General features: G+C 47.3%; 15 protein-coding genes. 5 read left to right on the forward strand and 10 right to left on the reverse strand.

Annotated features, from left to right (window positions below; all coding sequences use genetic code 11):
- Positions 1 to 28: 28 nt before the first annotated feature.
- Positions 29 to 598, forward strand: a complete 570-nt coding sequence (locus QUA99_RS10550; protein WP_333236051.1) for a PEP-CTERM sorting domain-containing protein — start codon at positions 29 to 31, stop codon at positions 596 to 598.
- 242 nt (positions 599 to 840) lie between these two features.
- Positions 841 to 2,268 carry a DUF3370 domain-containing protein gene (locus QUA99_RS10555; RefSeq protein ID WP_333236052.1) on the forward strand — a complete coding sequence of 476 codons (1,428 nt, stop codon included), beginning with the start codon at positions 841 to 843 and terminating at the stop codon, positions 2,266 to 2,268.
- Between the two features lie 69 nt (positions 2,269 to 2,337).
- Here QUA99_RS10555 and QUA99_RS10560 read toward each other — a convergent pair whose 3' ends face one another.
- The 4 genes from QUA99_RS10560 to QUA99_RS10575 form a co-directional block, all read right to left on the reverse strand.
- Positions 2,338 to 2,817: a hypothetical protein gene (locus tag QUA99_RS10560; protein WP_333236053.1), complete on the reverse strand. Its 480-nt coding sequence runs from the start codon at positions 2,815 to 2,817 to the stop codon at positions 2,338 to 2,340.
- A gap of 194 nt (positions 2,818 to 3,011) precedes the next feature.
- Positions 3,012 to 4,316 (reverse strand): dihydrolipoamide acetyltransferase family protein, encoded by a 1,305-nt coding sequence (locus tag QUA99_RS10565; RefSeq protein ID WP_333236122.1) that lies wholly within the window; start codon positions 4,314 to 4,316, stop codon positions 3,012 to 3,014.
- 173 nt (positions 4,317 to 4,489) lie between these two features.
- Positions 4,490 to 4,930, reverse strand: coding sequence for a YlqD family protein (locus QUA99_RS10570; protein WP_015179467.1), 441 nt, complete (start codon positions 4,928 to 4,930; stop codon positions 4,490 to 4,492).
- Between the two features lie 151 nt (positions 4,931 to 5,081).
- On the reverse strand, positions 5,082 to 7,031 hold the full coding sequence (locus QUA99_RS10575; protein WP_333236054.1) for a long-chain fatty acid--CoA ligase: 1,950 nt from the start codon (positions 7,029 to 7,031) through the stop codon (positions 5,082 to 5,084).
- A 165-nt stretch (positions 7,032 to 7,196) separates the two neighbouring features.
- Here QUA99_RS10575 and QUA99_RS10580 point away from each other — a divergent pair, with 165 nt between their 5' ends.
- Positions 7,197 to 8,054, forward strand: coding sequence for a leucine-rich repeat domain-containing protein (locus QUA99_RS10580; RefSeq protein ID WP_333236055.1), 858 nt, complete (start codon positions 7,197 to 7,199; stop codon positions 8,052 to 8,054).
- A gap of 172 nt (positions 8,055 to 8,226) precedes the next feature.
- Here the strand turns inward: QUA99_RS10580 and QUA99_RS10585 are convergent, their stop codons facing one another.
- The 4 genes from QUA99_RS10585 to recQ form a co-directional block, all read right to left on the reverse strand.
- Complete coding sequence (locus QUA99_RS10585; RefSeq protein ID WP_333236056.1) at positions 8,227 to 8,571, reverse strand: type II toxin-antitoxin system RelE/ParE family toxin; 345 nt, start codon at positions 8,569 to 8,571, stop codon at positions 8,227 to 8,229.
- Complete coding sequence (locus QUA99_RS10590; RefSeq protein ID WP_333236058.1) at positions 8,564 to 8,866, reverse strand: UPF0175 family protein; 303 nt, start codon at positions 8,864 to 8,866, stop codon at positions 8,564 to 8,566. The genes QUA99_RS10585 and QUA99_RS10590 overlap by 8 nt, the downstream gene beginning before the upstream one ends.
- 222 nt (positions 8,867 to 9,088) lie before the next feature.
- Positions 9,089 to 10,051: a hypothetical protein gene (locus QUA99_RS10595; RefSeq protein ID WP_333236059.1), complete on the reverse strand. Its 963-nt coding sequence runs from the start codon at positions 10,049 to 10,051 to the stop codon at positions 9,089 to 9,091.
- Positions 10,052 to 10,357: 306 nt separating this feature from the next.
- Positions 10,358 to 12,553: a DNA helicase RecQ gene (recQ, locus tag QUA99_RS10600; protein WP_333236060.1), complete on the reverse strand. Its 2,196-nt coding sequence runs from the start codon at positions 12,551 to 12,553 to the stop codon at positions 10,358 to 10,360.
- Between the two features lie 97 nt (positions 12,554 to 12,650).
- Between recQ and QUA99_RS10605 the strand changes: the two genes are divergently transcribed.
- Positions 12,651 to 12,935 (forward strand): DUF427 domain-containing protein, encoded by a 285-nt coding sequence (locus QUA99_RS10605; RefSeq protein ID WP_172186059.1) that lies wholly within the window; start codon positions 12,651 to 12,653, stop codon positions 12,933 to 12,935.
- Positions 12,936 to 13,067: 132 nt separating this feature from the next.
- Here QUA99_RS10605 and QUA99_RS10610 read toward each other — a convergent pair whose 3' ends face one another.
- Positions 13,068 to 13,733, reverse strand: a complete 666-nt coding sequence (locus QUA99_RS10610) for an L-threonylcarbamoyladenylate synthase (RefSeq protein WP_333236062.1) — start codon at positions 13,731 to 13,733, stop codon at positions 13,068 to 13,070.
- A 75-nt stretch (positions 13,734 to 13,808) separates the two neighbouring features.
- Between QUA99_RS10610 and larC the strand changes: the two genes are divergently transcribed.
- On the forward strand, positions 13,809 to 15,224 hold the full coding sequence (gene larC / locus QUA99_RS10615; protein ID WP_333236063.1) for a nickel pincer cofactor biosynthesis protein LarC: 1,416 nt from the start codon (positions 13,809 to 13,811) through the stop codon (positions 15,222 to 15,224).
- 501 nt (positions 15,225 to 15,725) lie between these two features.
- Here the strand turns inward: larC and QUA99_RS10620 are convergent.
- Positions 15,726 to 17,072, reverse strand: a complete 1,347-nt coding sequence (locus QUA99_RS10620; protein ID WP_333236064.1) for an NB-ARC domain-containing protein — start codon at positions 17,070 to 17,072, stop codon at positions 15,726 to 15,728.
- Positions 17,073 to 17,453: the final 381 nt, after the last annotated feature.

A 17,453-nucleotide genomic window follows, 5' to 3' on the forward strand; every position in this document is an offset into this window, starting at 1 on the left:
GGTTTTTGGCTGGCATACACTATAACTAATGATTGCTTATTTTTTTATATTATACAATCTAGCTGCGTCTCAGCTTATCACCAATACCACTGGCACTAAGGCTACAGCCGGTGGTGCAACAGACTCTTCTCTCGTTGGCGTGGCATTTGACGTATTGAGCGGCGTTACTGCATCAGTTAAATCGACTGCAGGCAGCACTTTTACATCGTTTTGGGAAAACGTTGATATTAGCGGTTTGCAAGACGGTTTCGACTATGGCATTAGCACTCCGCGCAATAGCTTTAATGGTGGAAACGCTAATGGAGGCTTATATAAAAATGAGTCTACTTTCGTTAGCTTTTTGCTAACTGGCAGTAGCCTGAGTGCGGAACAGGCACAAAGTGCTTTGTTGGCGGGATTTCAGAATGGTACGCTCAAGGCAGGGGTTCGCTTCCAGCAGGTAAGTGGGTCTAATATTGGCACCAGTGACAAAGTTATGGCGGGAGTTTCCGCTGATGCTGAGGCAGTGCCCGAACCAACAACTATTGCAGGTATGGTGATGGGGTTGGGAAGTTTAGTAGCAGCACGCCGCAAGCAGGCAAAAAAGGCTACTGCCTAAATTTTTTCAGGGGCTCGGGCCATCCATCGCCAGAAAAGCTCGCCGCATTTCTGTCAAACAAGCTTAACTTCTAGTATCAACTCATAAGAGCCAGCGCAGCTATCCCGCCTCTGGCTCTTATTTTTGCTCTAGATTGACAAAATCTCAAAATCCCGAGAAAATATCAACCAATTTGTGGTAAGTTTTTGTGTCGGTTGCTATGTGGCAATCTTCTGCAAGTTCAGTTAAACGCGCTCTCAGCAATGTTTTTGCCAATTTTCCCCCTCGCTCAAGCAATCCCGACACCTCCGACCCAACAAGTTATCATCGAGCGAGAATTCCCGCTACCGGAAAACGAACTGGATTTACCACAACCGCAGACAACGGCCCCGCTGAACACTGTGACGGTGCCCCAGCAAGTGCGCGTTTTGCCGGGAAAACTCGACAGCATCCCGGTTTTCAACAGCAACAGCCCCGAAGTCGTGCAAACCGAAGGCATTTTGCTCTCCACATTTCCCCCGGAAGGAAAACAAGTACCTTCTGCACACTTAAACTTTCCCTTCAAAGGCAGATTTGACATCTTCGCCCACCACATCGCCAAAGCTAAAAATCGCGCCGAAACTCGCACCTTATTTCAAGGAATAATTGTCCGCAATCCCAACTCGGAACCTGTTACTTTAAATGTCTTGCAAGGAGCGACTTATTTAACTCGGCCGGATGCCTTGTTTGTCGATTTGCCGTCGTATTTAGAAAATCGATTCGGCACTGTGTTTGCGGGGCCTGGAAGCCGCATCACGAGCGATGTATTGCGGGGGTTCAGACAAGCCATTTTGCCCGCTGCGATCGAGATTCCGGCGAATGAGAGCCGAATGCTGATGAATTTGCCGATACCTGTGGGGAATGTGACGCCTTCTTCCAACGGTCGATCGACCTTAATGCGAATGTCGAGCAGCAATTCGGTTTATGTAGCATCGTTAGCAATGTTTGCTCCTAAAAGTCAAGGAGGAGTCGAGCAAGATCCGACTTTAGAACAGTGGGAAAATATTTTAAATACCAAAGGTTTAGCGGGGCCGAGAGATTTAGCACCAACTCCGAGAGGCGAAAATCCGGTGCAAAAAATTTACGGCCGCGTGGCGGGAGTAGCGGAAGGTTCCCAGTGGCAAGCTAAAATTACGGACAATTCGAGAACCGATTATTTAACTATTCCCAAGCGCGGCGAGTCATTTTCTTATGCTTTGAGCACAACGGATACGGGGACTTTTGGCACCGGTCAAGTTCAAAGCGCTAAAATGTTAGCTCGCTATCCCGATACTGCTTATTTTGCTCACGGTAATTACGGGATTCAATACAACTTGACTTTTCCGCTTTACAACAAATCTCGCGAGTCCCAATCTGTTAGCATTAAAATGCAAACACCGATCAAAGCAAATACAGAATCGGGGGGATTGATGTTTTACGATCCTCCCGAAAATCGGATCTTTTTCCGAGGGACAGTACGGGTAATGTTTAAGGATGATACGGGCAAGACTTTGACGCGCTACATTCACATCGTGCAGCGCCGGGGACAGCAGGGGGAACCTTTGGTGAATGTGAATATGAAGGCGGGGGAACGCCGTTTGGTGCAGGTGGATTTCTTGTATCCGCCGGATGCGACGCCGCCGCAAGTTTTGACTGTGCGATCGAGTAATTAGTTATTGGGTGACTGTATATTTACACTGTGCGAAACGCGGCTGAATTTCTCACAACAAAAAGTACGATCGCTACTCGACGGGCTCGCCCTTAACATACAAAGATTCGAGAAACTTAACGGCTTCATCAAGCACAGCTTCCGGTAACTTCTCAACAATCGCGATCGATTTTTGACGGATTTCTCGATCGACTGCTTTGGATTGTTGCGAGTCAGTGTCTGCTAAACTGCTATTTTCAAATTGCTTTTGCTTTGATAAAGCTGTTTCTGGAGTGACAAAAATGCCAACATCTGCCGGAAGATTTATAGTTTCATGATTGTAGCATTTAACAACGAGATTTGTCACATTCATCGCTACCCGCTGATTAAATCGGAAAACTTCTGAAAAAGTGCGTGAAGCGCAGCTATCCCGTAGGGAATCGCCGCGAGTAGTCTGAAGTAAATGTTCTCCCACTTGATTGACTTCTGTTGTAAAAATAAATTTGTGTGTATCCGTACCAACTGACACCCAAACCTGGTGAGTATTAGGTTCGCTCGCAGGTTGAATAGACAAAACTTGCACTTTCATCGTATTAATGAGTAATATCAAATCCGTTGGTATCGGAATTATTGATCTCTCTCTTCTCTTCCTCTGTGTCCTCTGCGGTCTCTGCGGTTAAATCATTCCGAAATTAGACATCTCATTAAAAGCTAAGTCTAAATCCCCCTTTCCTGCCAATAAGAGTAAAAGGGGGATTTGGACGATCGCTAAAGCGTCAAAGATTGAGGATTGGTCTCAATCAATTTCGCTAAATCTTGCAAGAAAGACGCCGCATCAGCCCCGTAAATAATCCGGTGATCGCAAGTAATATTTACCTGCATTTGGCGCTTCACTCCCATCAAACCATCTTCATTAGCCACTACTTGCGGCCGCGAAGAACCGATCGCCAAAATCGAGCCTTGATTCGGCGGCAAAATCGCGTCAAACTTGTCTACTCCAAACATTCCCAAATTGGAAAGAGTGAAAGTTCCCGTGCTGTATTCATCCGGCTTCAACTGCTTGGTGCGGGCGCGATCGACTAAATCCTTCCAAGTGCGGGAGAGCGAATAAATATCGAGGCGATCGGCATTTTGCAGCACCGGCGTAATCAAACCGCCGCCGTCCATCGCCACCGCTACCGCCACATTAATATCAGCGCGGTATTGAATTCCCGACTCCACATAACAAGCATTCAGCAGAGGATGTTTTTGTAAAGTTACTGCTACAGCCTTCGCCAGCATACCCGTCATCGTGACGCCCTTCGACTTAATTTGTTTGTAGAGTTTGTCGAGATTATCAGTAGTAATTGTGTAACCCACGCGGAAAGACGGCACGCTCAAACTTGCTTCCATATTCCGCACCACCGCATTTTGCAGCGCGTTCATCGGTACTCTTTGGCCCGAAAGTGCCACCGCCGGGACTGGTGCGGGTGCGGGTTTGGCTGCTGCGGGGGCGGGTGCGGGTGCTGTGGGTGCTGCGGGTGCGGGTGCTGCGGGGACTGTTACCGGTTGCTGAACCGGAGCGGGTTGGGCTTTGCCGGCTGCTGCTTCCACATCCTCTGCGACAATGCGACCGTTGGGCCCGCTGCCTTTGATAGAATTCAAATCTACTTTAAATTCTTTGGCTAATTTGCGAGCGCGGGGAGAAACGACGCTGCGGCCGTTTTGGCGGCTGACATTTTGCTGCAAACCTGCTGACGATGTAGCTGCGCTGACAGGAACGGGGCTGGGAGCGGGGGCTGCTGCTGCGGTTGGGGCGGCGGCTCCTTGCTGCTGAGCTGCAGCGATTTCGGCTTCTGTTTCTGCTACGAGGGCGATTGCCGCCCCCACCGGAGCAACTTCGCCCGCAGGTACGATAATTATTGCTAAATAGCCTTCGTAGAAAGACTCCACGTCCATGTCGGCTTTGTCGGATTCAACGACTACCACCGTTTCGCCTTTTTCTACTTTGTCTCCGGCGGATTTGACCCAGGAAACAATTTTGCCCTCTGTCATTGTCGAACTCAGGGCTGGCATGAAAACTTCGCGAATCATCTGTAAAAAGTCCTTTTGTTTTGGTAATAGGTAATCGGTATTTGGCAATTGATAATTGGCGATCTGCCACCGGCAATACTTATTATTATGCCAGTCTCTGGCATTCTTGATGTGTGACTGTTGACTCAAAATCAATTGCCAATTACCGATCGCCAATTACCACTTACCAATTTCTAAATATCACCTCGAATTTCTTCGACTATGCCGTCGCGGAGGAGAATTTCTACTTGCATTTTTTGAATCAAGTTTTCTCCGAGCCCGACAGTGAACGTTCCGTCAATTTGACCTTGACTCACTTCTTGTTCCAGGTCTAGCACCTGCACTTGCTGAAGCTGTTGCAGGTTTTGGTTTTTCTGTTCAAGCAGTTCGCTTTTTCTTTGATTCACCTGGACTTGAATGTTTTCTATTTGCTGCATTACTTGCGGGCCTGGGGGCTGCAGATTTTGCTTTTGGATTTCTGAAATCATCCGCTGCCCTTGCATTTCTAACTGTTGTAGCTGAGAATCTATTTGGTTGATTTGGGCTTGGAGTTGCTGTTGAGCTTCTTCTTTCCAGCGGGGAGTAACGACGACTTTAACGTTAATCGATCGCTTCAAGAGTAATTGTGGTTCCATAAAGTTGTTGCTTGTCAATTAGGAATTAGGCATTAGTCATTAGTCATTAGTTGGTAAACATGAACTAATGGCCCAGGACTGAGGACTCGGACTCGGGACTCGGGTGTTGGGATAATTTTTTCTTTTCCATTCCCCAAGTCCTGCGAATATTTCAAAACATTCCGTCAATCATATCGCGGTAGTGTTGCGTCACAACCGGGCGCTTAATTTTCAGGGTCTGGGTCAACATTCCATTTTCGATCGAAAATGGCTCCTGAATCAACCGGAACGGGCCGATGCGATCGTCCGCGCGGTATCCAGGGCGATTTTGCACCTCTCGGTTCAATTCTTTGCGGAATAAATCTTGAATTGTCTTGCTATTCCAGTCAATTTCGTGTATTGGGGGATTCTGAGTTTCTGCCCATTTCTGCACGGCTTCTGCATTGGGGACAATTAAGGCGCCGACTGATCTCTGGTCTTGACCTACTAGCATAATTTGGTCGATGTAGGGGCTGCGGACGCAGGCGTCTTCTATGGGCTGGGGTTCGATGTTTTCGCCGTTGCTGAGGACGATCGTATCTTTGGCCCGCCCGGTCAAGATTAAGTCGTTTCCCGGTGTCAGCCAGCCCAAATCGCCGGTATCAAACCAGCCTTCGGGGTCGATCGCCTTGGCAGTCGCTTGGGGATTAAGATAATAACCTGCCATGATTTGTGGCCCCCGCGCCAATACTAAACCGCGCTGGCCTGTTGGCAGTTGCTGTCTGGTTTCTGGGTCTACTATTTTAATTTCCGTATGGGCGATCGGCTGACCTGCGGAACCTTTAAGATTGTGCCAGGGACGGCGCACAGTTAAAACCGGCGAAGTTTCGGTTAAACCGTATCCCACCAACAAGCCGATATTCGCTATTTCAAAGAAATTGTCTAAATGCGTTGCCAAAGAACCACCGCCGCTAATTGCCCACTTAAAACGTCCTCCCGTAGCTTCCCTGACTTTTTGATAAACCAATTTTTCGGCGAGGGCGTGGACGGGCGTCAACAGAATGCTTTTTATGCGGGCGATGAGTTTTTCGGAAGCAGAAGCCGGTTTTAAACTAAGAGTTAATCCTTGGAAAATGCGGCGGTTCTCGATGTATTGCTGGCTGGCAGATAACAGGAAATTAACCAATTTTTGTTTGTTGGCTGGCTGTTCCCGAAATTGCTTTTGTACGGCCTCATAAATCGATTCCCAGATGCGCGGAACGCTGACCATGTACTGGGGTTTGTAAGTTTTCAAGTCTTGTTTGAAATAGCGAATACTGGTGTAAATTTGGGTGCATCCTTGGGAAAGCAGGAAGTATTCGACGCTGCGTTCGTAGGCGTGCCAACTGGGCAGAATGCTGAGGGCAGATTCGCCGGCTTCGGGCTGGAGAATTGTGCCCAAGGTGGTGAGTTGGTGCAGCAGGTTCCCGTGAGTCAGCATGACGCCTTTGGGTTTGCCGGTGGTGCCGCTGGTGTAGAGGAGGGTGGCGAGGGTTTGAGGCTTGTGGTTGGTGGGTTTGAGGGGGCGGTTGGCCCCTGTGCTCATCACTTGGGAAAATTTGACTGTGCTTAGGGTTTGGCTGGTTTCCGGTTCTTCGTCGGAGAGGAGGACGACGAGTTGGATGGGTAAATCGGGGAGGCGGTGTTGCAGTTTTTTGAGTAATGCCAGGTTTTCGACTACCAAGGCGGTGCTGCCGCTGTCTTGGATGATGTACAAAAGTTCTTCGGGGTCGGCGGTGGCGCCTCGAACGGCGTTGGCGGCCCCAGCCATCATGATGCCTTGGTCGGCTATCAGCCAGCGGGGGCTGTTGTCTGCGAAGAGGGCGACGCGGGGAGGGACGGCTTCTCCTGGATGTGGTTCGATGCCGAGGGCTTGGAGGCCTGTGGCGAATTGCTGGATTTGTTGGTAGAGGTCGGTGTAGGTAAGCTTGATTTCGGGCTGGCTGTGGGGGTCGTGGAGGGCGACGGTTTGACCGAATTGTTGTTTGACGATCGCCCAAATTTCGGGTATCGATCGAATGGAAGTGTAATCGATCAGGCGGCTGAGGTTAGCGCGATCGCGATCGGTCAGTTGAGATGATGCGTAAGATGCTGGGCCGTTCATAAGGTATTTTCCTGAGTTTGTGCAGATAAAGTTATTGGCTATTAGTTTAATATCACAGTTATTTTAGAACTATCTGGCAGTGCCGTGACAGTTTGCCAACCTGCCATTGCCTATTCAGAAAATTAGAGATGCAAGATGATGAAATTTATAGTTGCATAGAAACATATGAATTTATCAAGGTTGATAGTAATTGCTTTAAATGCGATCTTACCCTTATTTGGAAATGCGCTTTACTCCGAAATTGCGACGGCGCAACCGGAAAACAATAGGCGAACATTTGCCGATTGGTGCCACCAAAAAGCTGATTTGAGTCCAGAAACTAAACATACTGTTGATGTGCTGTTAAAGGAAGCAGGGACTACTGAGTGCAATGAGGCCGATCGAAAACTTTCTAGTCTCACGGAGCTCGACCTCAGCGTCAATGAGATCGGCGATATCAAACCGCTAGCATCCTTGACTAACCTGACTGAACTCGACCTCACCGGCAATGAGATCGGCGATATCAAACCGCTAGCATCCTTGACTAACCTGACACAGCTCTCCCTCAGCCTCAATGAGATCGGCGATATCAAACCGCTAGCATCCTTGACTAACCTGACTCGGCTCTGGCTCAGCGGCAATGAGATCGGCGATATCAAACCGCTAGCATCCTTGACTAACCTGACTGAACTCGACCTCGGCGTCAATGAGATCGGCGATATCAAACCGCTAGCATCCTTGACTAACCTGACTCGGCTCTGGCTCAGCAGCAATGAGATCGGCGATATCAAACCGCTAGCATCCTTGACTAACCTGACTGAACTCGACCTCGGCGTCAATCAGATCGGCGATATCAAACCGCTAGCATCCTTGACTAACCTGACTGAACTCGACCTCATCGACAATCAGATCGGCGATATCAAACCGCTAGCATCCTTGACTAACCTGACCGATCTCTACCTCAGCGGAAATCCGATCGCACCCAAGACTTGTCCTCTTTCGCCAGAGTCTATCTGTAAGTGGGAACCACCACCCAAACCATAAAACTTGAAAATGATGCCTGATCGCACTTCAATATTTCAATGACGATCGCTGTGTTGCTGATAAAGTACGATCGCCCATTCTATCCGCACATCGGCTTCAGTCAGAGGTAGATTGTCGGGAAGGTCGATCGTAATTTGCATGATTTATGGTAGTTTTAGGTTTTTATTGGCTTTTAAGTGCGATCGATAATGTCTCGAATTTGATTTGCTGGGATGTCATCTTGGTCTGACTTGGAGTAGATAACGATGAGTAAGATGTAGGTATCGCCTCTGAGTTGATAGATAACTCGGTAGCCACCACTTTTGCCTTTTTGGATGTCGCTGTTTTTGAGGCGGACTTTGAATACGGTGTAGCCAGTGCCGGGGATTTGGTCGCCAATTAAGTTGCCAGACTCTAGCTCATCAAGTAGCGGTTTTAGGTCGGTGCGGATACTGCGGTAGCGTTTAATTAAAGTGCGAAGTCGTGTTTTGAACTCATCGGAAAAGACAATCTGGATTTGGGGTGTCTCGTCAGTCATCAATCCCTTCCCACAGTTCGGAAATAGGATGTAATTTGCCTTCTTTAATTTGCTGGAGGGAGTTACGGAGGCTGGCTAAGACGAGTTCGGCGGGTTCGTCATCGGGATCTGCGGGCGGAGTGACAATATGGCGGCTGATTAATAGTTGGTAGAATTCGTCCACAGACATTACAGCGAGTTGAGCGGCTCGATCGAGACTGAGGCTGTGTTGCTGATAAAGTACGATCGCGAGTTCGAGTCGGACATCGGCTTCAGTCAGAGGTAGATTGTCGGGAAGGTCGATCGTAATTTGCATGATCTATAGTACCTTTTATTTTCAATTGTCTCTGAAGTGCGATCGTTACAGATTCATTAAAGTTTGATTCATTCGCTGTATTCTTCTAGATTAAAACGAGTAGATATATCAGCACTTTAACATAGCTGGGTGCTTAGGGCGCACCTTATCCCCCCAATAAAATTGAACTATGAGTGGAACAGGCATCCTGCCTGTTCATGAAACTCTTGCAATATCTCAGATTTAAGCAACACGGCGCGGTGCATCAACCATCGGCGCAGTGCCAAACAAATGCCTGAGGTAACTGCGACTGAGCTCGCGGTTCCAGCGCCGCAGCCGCACCATCACTCGCGTGAATGTAAAAGTCAATTCCAACACCAAAGAAAGCTGTTTGAGACTGAGTGAAGTATTAAACACATCATTGCCGTGCGTGCGTTCAATCTGATGGTGTTTCAGCAAAGCAATCAGGTTTTTGGTAGAGCCTTTCAGTTGATTGAAGTAACTCTGGGAGAATGCCCAGCGGCTGAAACCCCAAAACTTAGCCAAATGATTTATCTCATCCTGTAAAGGCTGGGAAATTGCCTGTTGCAGCGCTCCTGTTGAGTGTACCATCAACCATAAATAAACAGAAGTAGCTCCCCACTCGGTACTCAAGCGACTAATCACGTGTTTGTAGGTATCTTGCCAAGCATCACCTGTGGATTGACAACCCTTCACAGAGTTGGGTTTAACTTGCAGTTTTTCCCCTGTAAGTTGCTGGTAAATCTTCCTAAATGTCGGGCAATGTTGGCGTTCTTCTTTTTCCCAAACACCTATTTCTAAAATGTTGCCGTTGTCATCAAAAATTCCTCCCATAAACCGCGCCATTTGCGGGTAAATAGGCTGTAAGTAGCACCAACTTTCTCTGCCGTAGCTGCGGATGGGAGCTTCAATTTCTGCCGCACTTGCCAAAATTTGTAAAAAGATTTCTGGCTTGACACCAATAATTTGGTCGCGATTGATTCCTTGCCAATCTATGGGCTCCCAAGGGCGGGGATGCGGACTGGAAAATTGCCGGGGTAGATCCGAAAGTCGATCGCTCAAAACTTCCAATGACATATAATGGTCGATGAGAGAGTTAATCCTGGCCCGACTTTGCAAGTAGCGAGGGCTTTGATACTGATTTCCAGCCAAATCAATTGTATACACCTTACCAGTAGCTTTCATGGTTTCTGCCTGTTTTTAACTTTTACAGCTATTGTGCAAAAGGCATTTGGGAAGTCGCAACGAGTAACGTGCAGGCTGCTCAATTACTAGCAGTTGGCTTGACTGAGCCGAACTCAGGTGAAGCGGCATGAAGTAGGGTGAACTAAACAGCATTTGATAGCGGTAAGGTGCGCCAAAGAGCACCCTTATTCCTATCAATCATCTGTAGGGAAACGGCAGTGCCGTGTCCGTACCCCATAGGGAAAGGGCAGTGCCGTTTCCCTACTGAGAAAGGCTGTATCAGCGTTCATCTGCATACATCTGCGGTTAAAAACCGACATAATTTTGCCGCCACCAAGCGCGCACCAACTTAATCTCCTCAAACGTATAACGTTCTTCCAAAAACTCATAAATTGCTCTCAGTTTCTCATCCCCCATAACTTCAATTGCGTACACTATCGCCTGCTGGCGTTCCGGTTCCACCAACAAATTGATATCAACTTCCCTGCCCATTTCCATCAATTCTACCAGATGCCCAGAAATAGTATTAGGACTCATACCCCGCGCATTAGCTATTCCTTGAACTGTCAAACCTTGTCGGTATAATTCCCAGGTTTGCATCTGCGAGTAAGACGCAACGTTGGAAAGATTGGGAAGATTAGCGACATCAGAAGATGCAGCACCACTTGGCAATCCTTGTTCTTGGCAAAAACTGCGAATTGCCTCCAAGAAAACCTTGCCGTACTTATCTCGCTTGTTGCTGCCAACGCCGTAAACCTCCTCGAATTCTCTGAGATTTTGCGGGCGTTTTTCTGCCATGTCTCGCAAGCTTTTATCAGCAAAAACTACGTAAGGTGGCACAAATTGTTCGTCGGCAATTTGCTTGCGTAGCGTCCGCAGTACGGTAAATAAAGCTTCTACTTCTACTGCCAAAGACCGAACTTTTCCTTGTACTTCCCGCTGGGGTTCAATGGCGATTTCAACGGTGCGCTGACGTTTCATAATTTCCCAACTTTTTTCATTCAGTTTCAAAATGGGAAAGCCGTCTGTTTTTTCGTCTAAAAAACCTTGATTTAACAGCGAACGACTCAATTTTTTCCAATCGTCGGCACTTCTATCTTTGCCAATTCCGTATGTAGAAAGCTGGTGGTGCTGGTATTGCAATACTTTTTGACTTTTTGAGCCTCGCAGCACGTCAATAATATGATTCATGCCGAATTTTTCTTGGCATCTCGCGACGCAAGAAAGAAATTTCATTGCCTCAATCGTCCAATCTTCTACGGGTTTTTTGTTGCAACAGTTATCGCAATTGCCACAATTTCCGGGAAATGAATCGCCAAAATAACTTAACTGAACTGTGCGGCGGCAATCGCTGGAGTCTGCATAGTTAATTACTCGCCGTAACTGTTGGCGGGCAATGCGCTGTTCTTGCGGATCTGGTTTTTGCTCGATTATGTATTCGATGGTTTTGACATCGCCGTAGCCGAAAAATAAGGTACAATGGGATGGTTCGTTGTCTCGGCCTGCGCGGCCTGATTCTTGATAGTATCCTTCTAGATTCTTGGGTAAGTCGTAGTGAATTACAAACCGCACGTCTGGTTTGTTGATGCCCATACCGAAGGCAATTGTGGCTACCATTACTTGCACGTCGTCGCGAATGAAGCGGGTTTGATTGGTGGCGCGATCGATATCGTTCATCCCGGCATGGTAGGGTAAAGCTGCGATGCCACTTTGCTGCAATTTGTAAGCTACTTCTTCAACTTTTTTGCGGCTGAGACAGTAGATTATTCCCGAACCGCCTTTTTTTTGGATAATTTGCAAAACTTCGGCAAAACTGTGCTTGGTTTTGGGGCGAACTTCGTAGTATAAATTGGGGCGGTTGAAGCTGGCGACGTGGATGTAGGGATTTCGCAGAGTTAGCTGCTGGATGATGTCTTGGCGGACGCGCTCGGTGGCGGTGGCGGTTAGTGCCATAATGGGAATGTCGGGATATCGATCGCGCACTCGCTGCATTTGCCTGTATTCTGGTCGAAAGTCGTGTCCCCATTCCGAAACGCAGTGGGCTTCGTCGATCGCAAATGCCGAAATTCCTAACTTATTTGCTACTATATCTAAAAACGGTAAAAATCTCTCACCGAGCAAGCGTTCGGGTGCAACATAGAGCAATTTAATCTTACCTTCGAGAATTGCTGTTTCGCGCGATCGGGTTTCCTGACTGCTCAAAGTGCTGTTGAGAAAAGTCGCCCCAATTCCATTATCCTGCAAAGCTTCCACCTGGTCTTGCATCAGAGCAATTAACGGCGAAACAACCACAGTCAATCCCGGTTTCAACAAAGCCGGTAATTGAAAACACAAAGACTTGCCACCGCCCGTCGGCATGACAATCATCATATCCCGTTTTTGTAAAGCAGCTTCCACAATTTCCCGCTGCCCCGGGCGGAAAGAGTCATAGCCAAAAAAATGTTTGAGTGCTTGTTCCAGGGACAGCGGCACAGAAGATATGGGCGGATTCGACCCTGACATTTGCAGTAGTTGGTTGTTGGCTTCAACACTATTCTATGCTTTTTGAGCACAAATACAGTTACAATAATTGAGAATCTCAATTTAAGCAGAGAAACTGATGCCGAAAGCAATTTGGAATGGTGCCGTCCTGGCCGAAAGCGACAAATGCGAAGTCGTAGAAAACAACTATTACTTCCCCCCGGATGCCATCAAACGCGAGTTTTTCAAGGATAGCAGCACTCACACTACTTGCGGTTGGAAAGGTGTCGCTAGTTACTACAGTGTCGAAGTGGGCGGACAAGTTAATAAAGATGCTGCTTGGTACTATCCTACTCCGAAAGATGCTGCTAAAAATATTGCCGGATATATTGCTTTTTGGAAAGGAGTTAAGGTAGAGGCTTAAAGCAGTTTTGAATTACTCTATTCAGAACCCCAACTTCTTGAACAAGTCTGGGTTCTGGATCTTATTTCACTATTCTCAAGAACAGGCAAGATGCCTGTTCCACAAAGAGTGAATTTTCTTGTATCTCCACAATTAATCTTTTTCCCAAACGGCGACAGCTTCCCATCCCAAACCGCGGCGAACAACAATCGGTTCGCTTTGTGTCAAATCGAGAATGGTAGAAACTTGATATCCCGGATCGGAACCGTCATCGACAATCACATCCACTAACTTAGAAAAACAGTCAAACAGTTCAGCTTTGCCAAAACTTTCTGCTTTTGCTGCAGGGACTGGTGCTGCACCTTCATCATCGGTGGTAATGTGAGCGGAAGTTGAAATAATCGGATTTCCCAAGGCTTCCAACAGTGTAAAACAAAGCCGCTGGTCGGGAACGCGAATTCCCGTGGTTTTGCGTTTTGGGTTCATTACCAACCGCGGCACTAACTTTGTGGCTGGCAGCAGAAATGTATAAGACCCGGGTATTAACCGCTTGATAATTCTGTATGCTTCATCGCTGACGACAGCATAGTCGGTGATATTTGACAGAGAAGAACACAGGAACGTTAAAGGCTTATCATTGGAGAGTTGCTTGATCTGCCTGACTCGTTCTACGGCAGACTTGGAGTTGAGATCGCAGCCGATCGCGTAAACTGTATCTGTCGGATAAAGCATCACTGCCCCATCTTTCAGAGATTTTGTAATCTTCTCGATCCGGTCTTTTTGGGGTGCAACTGGATGCACTTCGTAAATAGTTGCCATGTTAAGCTATTTCAGGCTAAGTGGGCGATCGAAATATCGAGTGAAACAATCAATGCTGAAAATTAATTGTTAATAATGAATAAAATAGCTTATTTTGACTGTCCAACCGGCATTGCTGGCGATATGTGCATCGGAGCTCTTCTTCACGCCGGCGTTCCTTTAGACTACCTAATCGAAAAACTCAATTTGCTCGGCATTTCGACAGAGTACCAGTTGCGGACGGAATTAGTCCACCGGAATACTCAACAAGCAACTAAATTTTATGTGGATTTAAGTGCCGATTTATGGTTAAAACCAGAAAATCCCGCTAGCGACTCCACACTCGATCCCTCGGAAACGGAATCCCCGACTTTCGACGCCCGCCACCACCATCATCACGGTGAAGAACATTCTCACAGTCACGGCGAAGCAGATGCCGAAATTAGCCACACTCATCACCGCCACTTGCCCGAAATAGAGCACATCATCGTCTCGGCAAAATTGCCTCCGCGCGTGGAAGCCTGGAGTTTGGCAGTATTCCGCAAATTAGCAGATGCAGAAGGTGCCGTACACGGTATCCCCGCAAGCGAGGTTCACTTTCACGAGGTGGGGGCGACGGATGCAATTATTGATATTGTCGGTACTTGTTTGGGTTTGGATTGGTTGGATATTGACGAATTTTACTTTTCGGCGATGCCGACTGGTGCAGGTACGGTGAAGGCGGCCCACGGTAAGTTAGCGGTGCCGACGCCGGCGGTGATGCGGTTGTGGGAAACGCACCGAGTGCCGGTTTATAGCAACGGGATCGATCGCGAATTGTGCACGCCTACGGGAACTGCGATCGCCTGTACTCTCGCCTCTGCTTTCGGCCCACCACCGTCGATGCAAATTCAGGCGATCGGTTTGGGTGCAGGTTCTCGAATGCTGGCAATTCCTAATATTTTGCGCCTCTGGATTGGGGAGAAGGAAGAGGGGGAGAGGGGGAGAGGGGGAGAGTGGGAGAGTGGGAGAAAGACGGCTACTAATTCCCGATTCCCCATTCCCGATTCCCAATTACCGATTACCAATTCCTTAGAAACTATTGCGGTATTGGAAACGCAGATTGATGATTTGAGTCCGCAGGCGATCGGCTATGTTTTTGATGCTTTGTTTGCCTGCGGAGCTCTGGATGTGTTCACTGCGCCAATTGTGATGAAAAAGTCGCGGCTGGGGGTTTTGTTAACTGCGATTTGTCATCCCGAATTTGAGGATGCTTGCGAAGCTGCGATCTTTCGCGAGACTACTACTTTGGGAATTAGGCGATCGACTCAACAGAGAACTATTCTGCACCGGGAAATCCAGGCAGTTCAAACAGAATACGGTGAAGTGCAAATAAAAGTTGCGAAGTCTGGACAAACGATTGTTAACGTGCAGCCGGAATACGAAGATTGCGCGGAAATTGCCAGACTTAAAAATATTAGCTGGCGGGAAGTTCACCGCTTGGCGCTGGAAAGTTGGTACGATCGCACTTAATCAGTTCGCGATCGCACTCCGACAAAGAAACCGGGTTTTTTACCGAATCTGCGCGCCACAACGCAGTATTTTCGTAAAAAACCCGGTTTCTGACCACCCCTGCGTAAATCCTAAGAGCAATCAAGGCCTCTGATATCAATTCCGGTTGCATCGGAATTAATATCACCCAAAATCACGACACGGCAGTGCCGTGTCCCTACAATAAATCTGGCGTAGGGACACGGCACTGCCGTGTCCTGGCTTATCATTTCGGCGCAGCCGGAATTGATCTGATATCGGTTTTGAGATGACTGGATAAATTCAGCAGATTAACCGCAGCATAATCTGTCTGGCTTGCTGTTCGATCGCGCAACTAAGCTAAAATATTGCCGAGGTGCTGTTTGAGTTGAATTGCAGTTGCAAAATGGGTTAAGAGACATTCAATTAAAGGATACAAAATCAGTTTAATTTATGAGTCGCCGATCTAGTCTTGGGTTTAGGATTCAATTAAAACATGAGTTTTTATGAGTTAAGTTTGTTTGCGATAATTTCTTGCTCAGCAGTTTGGAGCAAGCGTTCTCTGACATACTCGACGATCGCAGGCTGTAGCGTTAAACTTGTCGGTGCGGTATTGTCGGGCGATCGCCGATTTTCGATGAGCGATCGTTCAGCCAGCCCCTCCAATGCTTCCATCAGTTGCCGTCCCGAAACTTTGGGCAAAATTTCCGCTTTTAACTTCGCAGGGGTCGCTCCTTCTTGATTGATGGCGATCCAGTACATGATTTGTTTTTGCAGGGGTGACAAGCGATCGAACTGGCGATCGAGCAAATCCCAGAAATCGCTAAAAACAGTATTTTTTTGCACTAAAAATGCGTGAATATCACCACCAAAAAGTGTTTTAATAGTCGTTGCAGCAAGTTTGAGGGCGAGGGGATTGCCGCCAAAGTAATTGACAATATCTTGACACTGCAATAGCGTTGCCTTTAATCCTTTGGCCGCGAGGATTTGCTGGCATACTGGCGGTGAAACTCCGAAGAGTTTGAGCGATCGCACGGGTAAATTTTCGCCCGATCGCACAGCAAACCCCCCCGGTTGTTCTCGTCCGGTTAAAATCAGACAACTTTGGTGAGGTTCGTCAGCAATGCGCGCCAATAACTGTCGGTAATCTTCATAGCCTTGTTGATATTGTCCGCTGCGATTTCCCCCTTGCAAAATCGACTCCAGATTGTCTAAAATTAACAAACAGCGTTTTTGTCGCAACTGTTCCATGAGAGCATCAATAGAGTGATTGTTTGTGGCTGATGAATTAGTTAAAATCGGTAAAATATTGCTGAGGATAACATCTAAGGTTGGTGCTTGCTGCAAACTCCGCCAAATCACAAATTCAAATTGAGATTGAATTTGCTGAGCGAGTTTGACAGACAGAGAAGTTTTGCCGATACCGCCAAGTCCAAAAATACCGATCAGACGAGTAGAATTGCCGCTAATCCAAGTTTCTAATGTTTCGAGTTCCTGTTGCCGGTTGTAAAATTGGGAAACATCGATCGCTTCTCCCCAATCTTGAGTGGTGCTATCTGCTTCGCTAGCGTGCAAGATGCCCGCACTGCAATGCTGGTAGCGGCGCAAGACTGCTTGAAGATTTTGCTTTGAGACTTTTTCCCCAAGAATTTGAGAGAGATTTCGCCACAAATGCGAACCGACGTGTTTGATATGGTCGAGTTCGTAAGCTAAGCGATCGGCTATCTCTTGATAAGAGTATCCCTCCCAAGTTTCCAGAAAGACGCGGGATTGAATGTCATTGAGTTTTTGCTTTTTGTTTGCGGATTGTAACAGACTATCAACTAGGGCGATCGCCTCTTGTCCTTTCATAGCTTGCCAATTTGACCTATTCAGTAAATTTACTGATGTTTCATGAGTGCGAGTTGCTGTTCAGGAAAGAAAACAAATTGACTGAATTAACCGCAAGGTAATCCCTTTTATACTTGGCGGTTTAAACCGATACTAAACAAGCTTTTGTTCGCATTCGGAGACTGAAAAATAAGGGGGATATTTAACCCGGATTTTGGATGAGGTTAATTGCACAATCTCAGATATCAAATCTCAAATCGATTGAGTGAATTTACGTAAGTTTACAAAACCCTGTCACTTTTTCTCACCGGCAGGGCGATCGGGGGGGTTTATTCTTTGAATTAAGGCAGAGCAAAAGTCGCTCAGACTGTTGAAATTTAAACTTCATTCAAGACATTGACA

The organism is Microcoleus sp. F10-B2, assembly GCF_036704965.1.
GTDB lineage: Bacteria > Cyanobacteriota > Cyanobacteriia > Cyanobacteriales > Microcoleaceae > Microcoleus.

What these genes read in the sequence shown, in the direction of transcription:
- QUA99_RS10565 (WP_333236122.1), bottom strand. Translation starts at nt 4,316, where the DNA reads ATGATTCGCGAAGTTTTCATGCCAGCCCTGAGTTCGACAATGACAGAG.
- QUA99_RS10620 (WP_333236064.1), bottom strand. Translation starts at nt 17,072, where the DNA reads ATGAAAGGACAAGAGGCGATCGCCCTAGTTGATAGTCTGTTACAATCC.
- recQ (WP_333236060.1), bottom strand. Translation starts at nt 12,553, where the DNA reads ATGTCAGGGTCGAATCCGCCCATATCTTCTGTGCCGCTGTCCCTGGAA.
- QUA99_RS10585 (WP_333236056.1), bottom strand. Translation starts at nt 8,571, where the DNA reads ATGACTGACGAGACACCCCAAATCCAGATTGTCTTTTCCGATGAGTTC.
- QUA99_RS10605 (WP_172186059.1), top strand. Translation starts at nt 12,651, where the DNA reads ATGCCGAAAGCAATTTGGAATGGTGCCGTCCTGGCCGAAAGCGACAAA.
- QUA99_RS10595 (WP_333236059.1), bottom strand. Translation starts at nt 10,051, where the DNA reads ATGAAAGCTACTGGTAAGGTGTATACAATTGATTTGGCTGGAAATCAG.
- QUA99_RS10570 (WP_015179467.1), bottom strand. Translation starts at nt 4,930, where the DNA reads ATGGAACCACAATTACTCTTGAAGCGATCGATTAACGTTAAAGTCGTC.
- QUA99_RS10590 (WP_333236058.1), bottom strand. Translation starts at nt 8,866, where the DNA reads ATGCAAATTACGATCGACCTTCCCGACAATCTACCTCTGACTGAAGCC.
- QUA99_RS10555 (WP_333236052.1), top strand. Translation starts at nt 841, where the DNA reads ATGTTTTTGCCAATTTTCCCCCTCGCTCAAGCAATCCCGACACCTCCG.
- QUA99_RS10575 (WP_333236054.1), bottom strand. Translation starts at nt 7,031, where the DNA reads ATGAACGGCCCAGCATCTTACGCATCATCTCAACTGACCGATCGCGAT.
- larC (WP_333236063.1), top strand. Translation starts at nt 13,809, where the DNA reads ATGAATAAAATAGCTTATTTTGACTGTCCAACCGGCATTGCTGGCGAT.
- QUA99_RS10610 (WP_333236062.1), bottom strand. Translation starts at nt 13,733, where the DNA reads ATGGCAACTATTTACGAAGTGCATCCAGTTGCACCCCAAAAAGACCGG.
- QUA99_RS10580 (WP_333236055.1), top strand. Translation starts at nt 7,197, where the DNA reads ATGAATTTATCAAGGTTGATAGTAATTGCTTTAAATGCGATCTTACCC.
- QUA99_RS10550 (WP_333236051.1), top strand. Translation starts at nt 29, where the DNA reads ATGATTGCTTATTTTTTTATATTATACAATCTAGCTGCGTCTCAGCTT.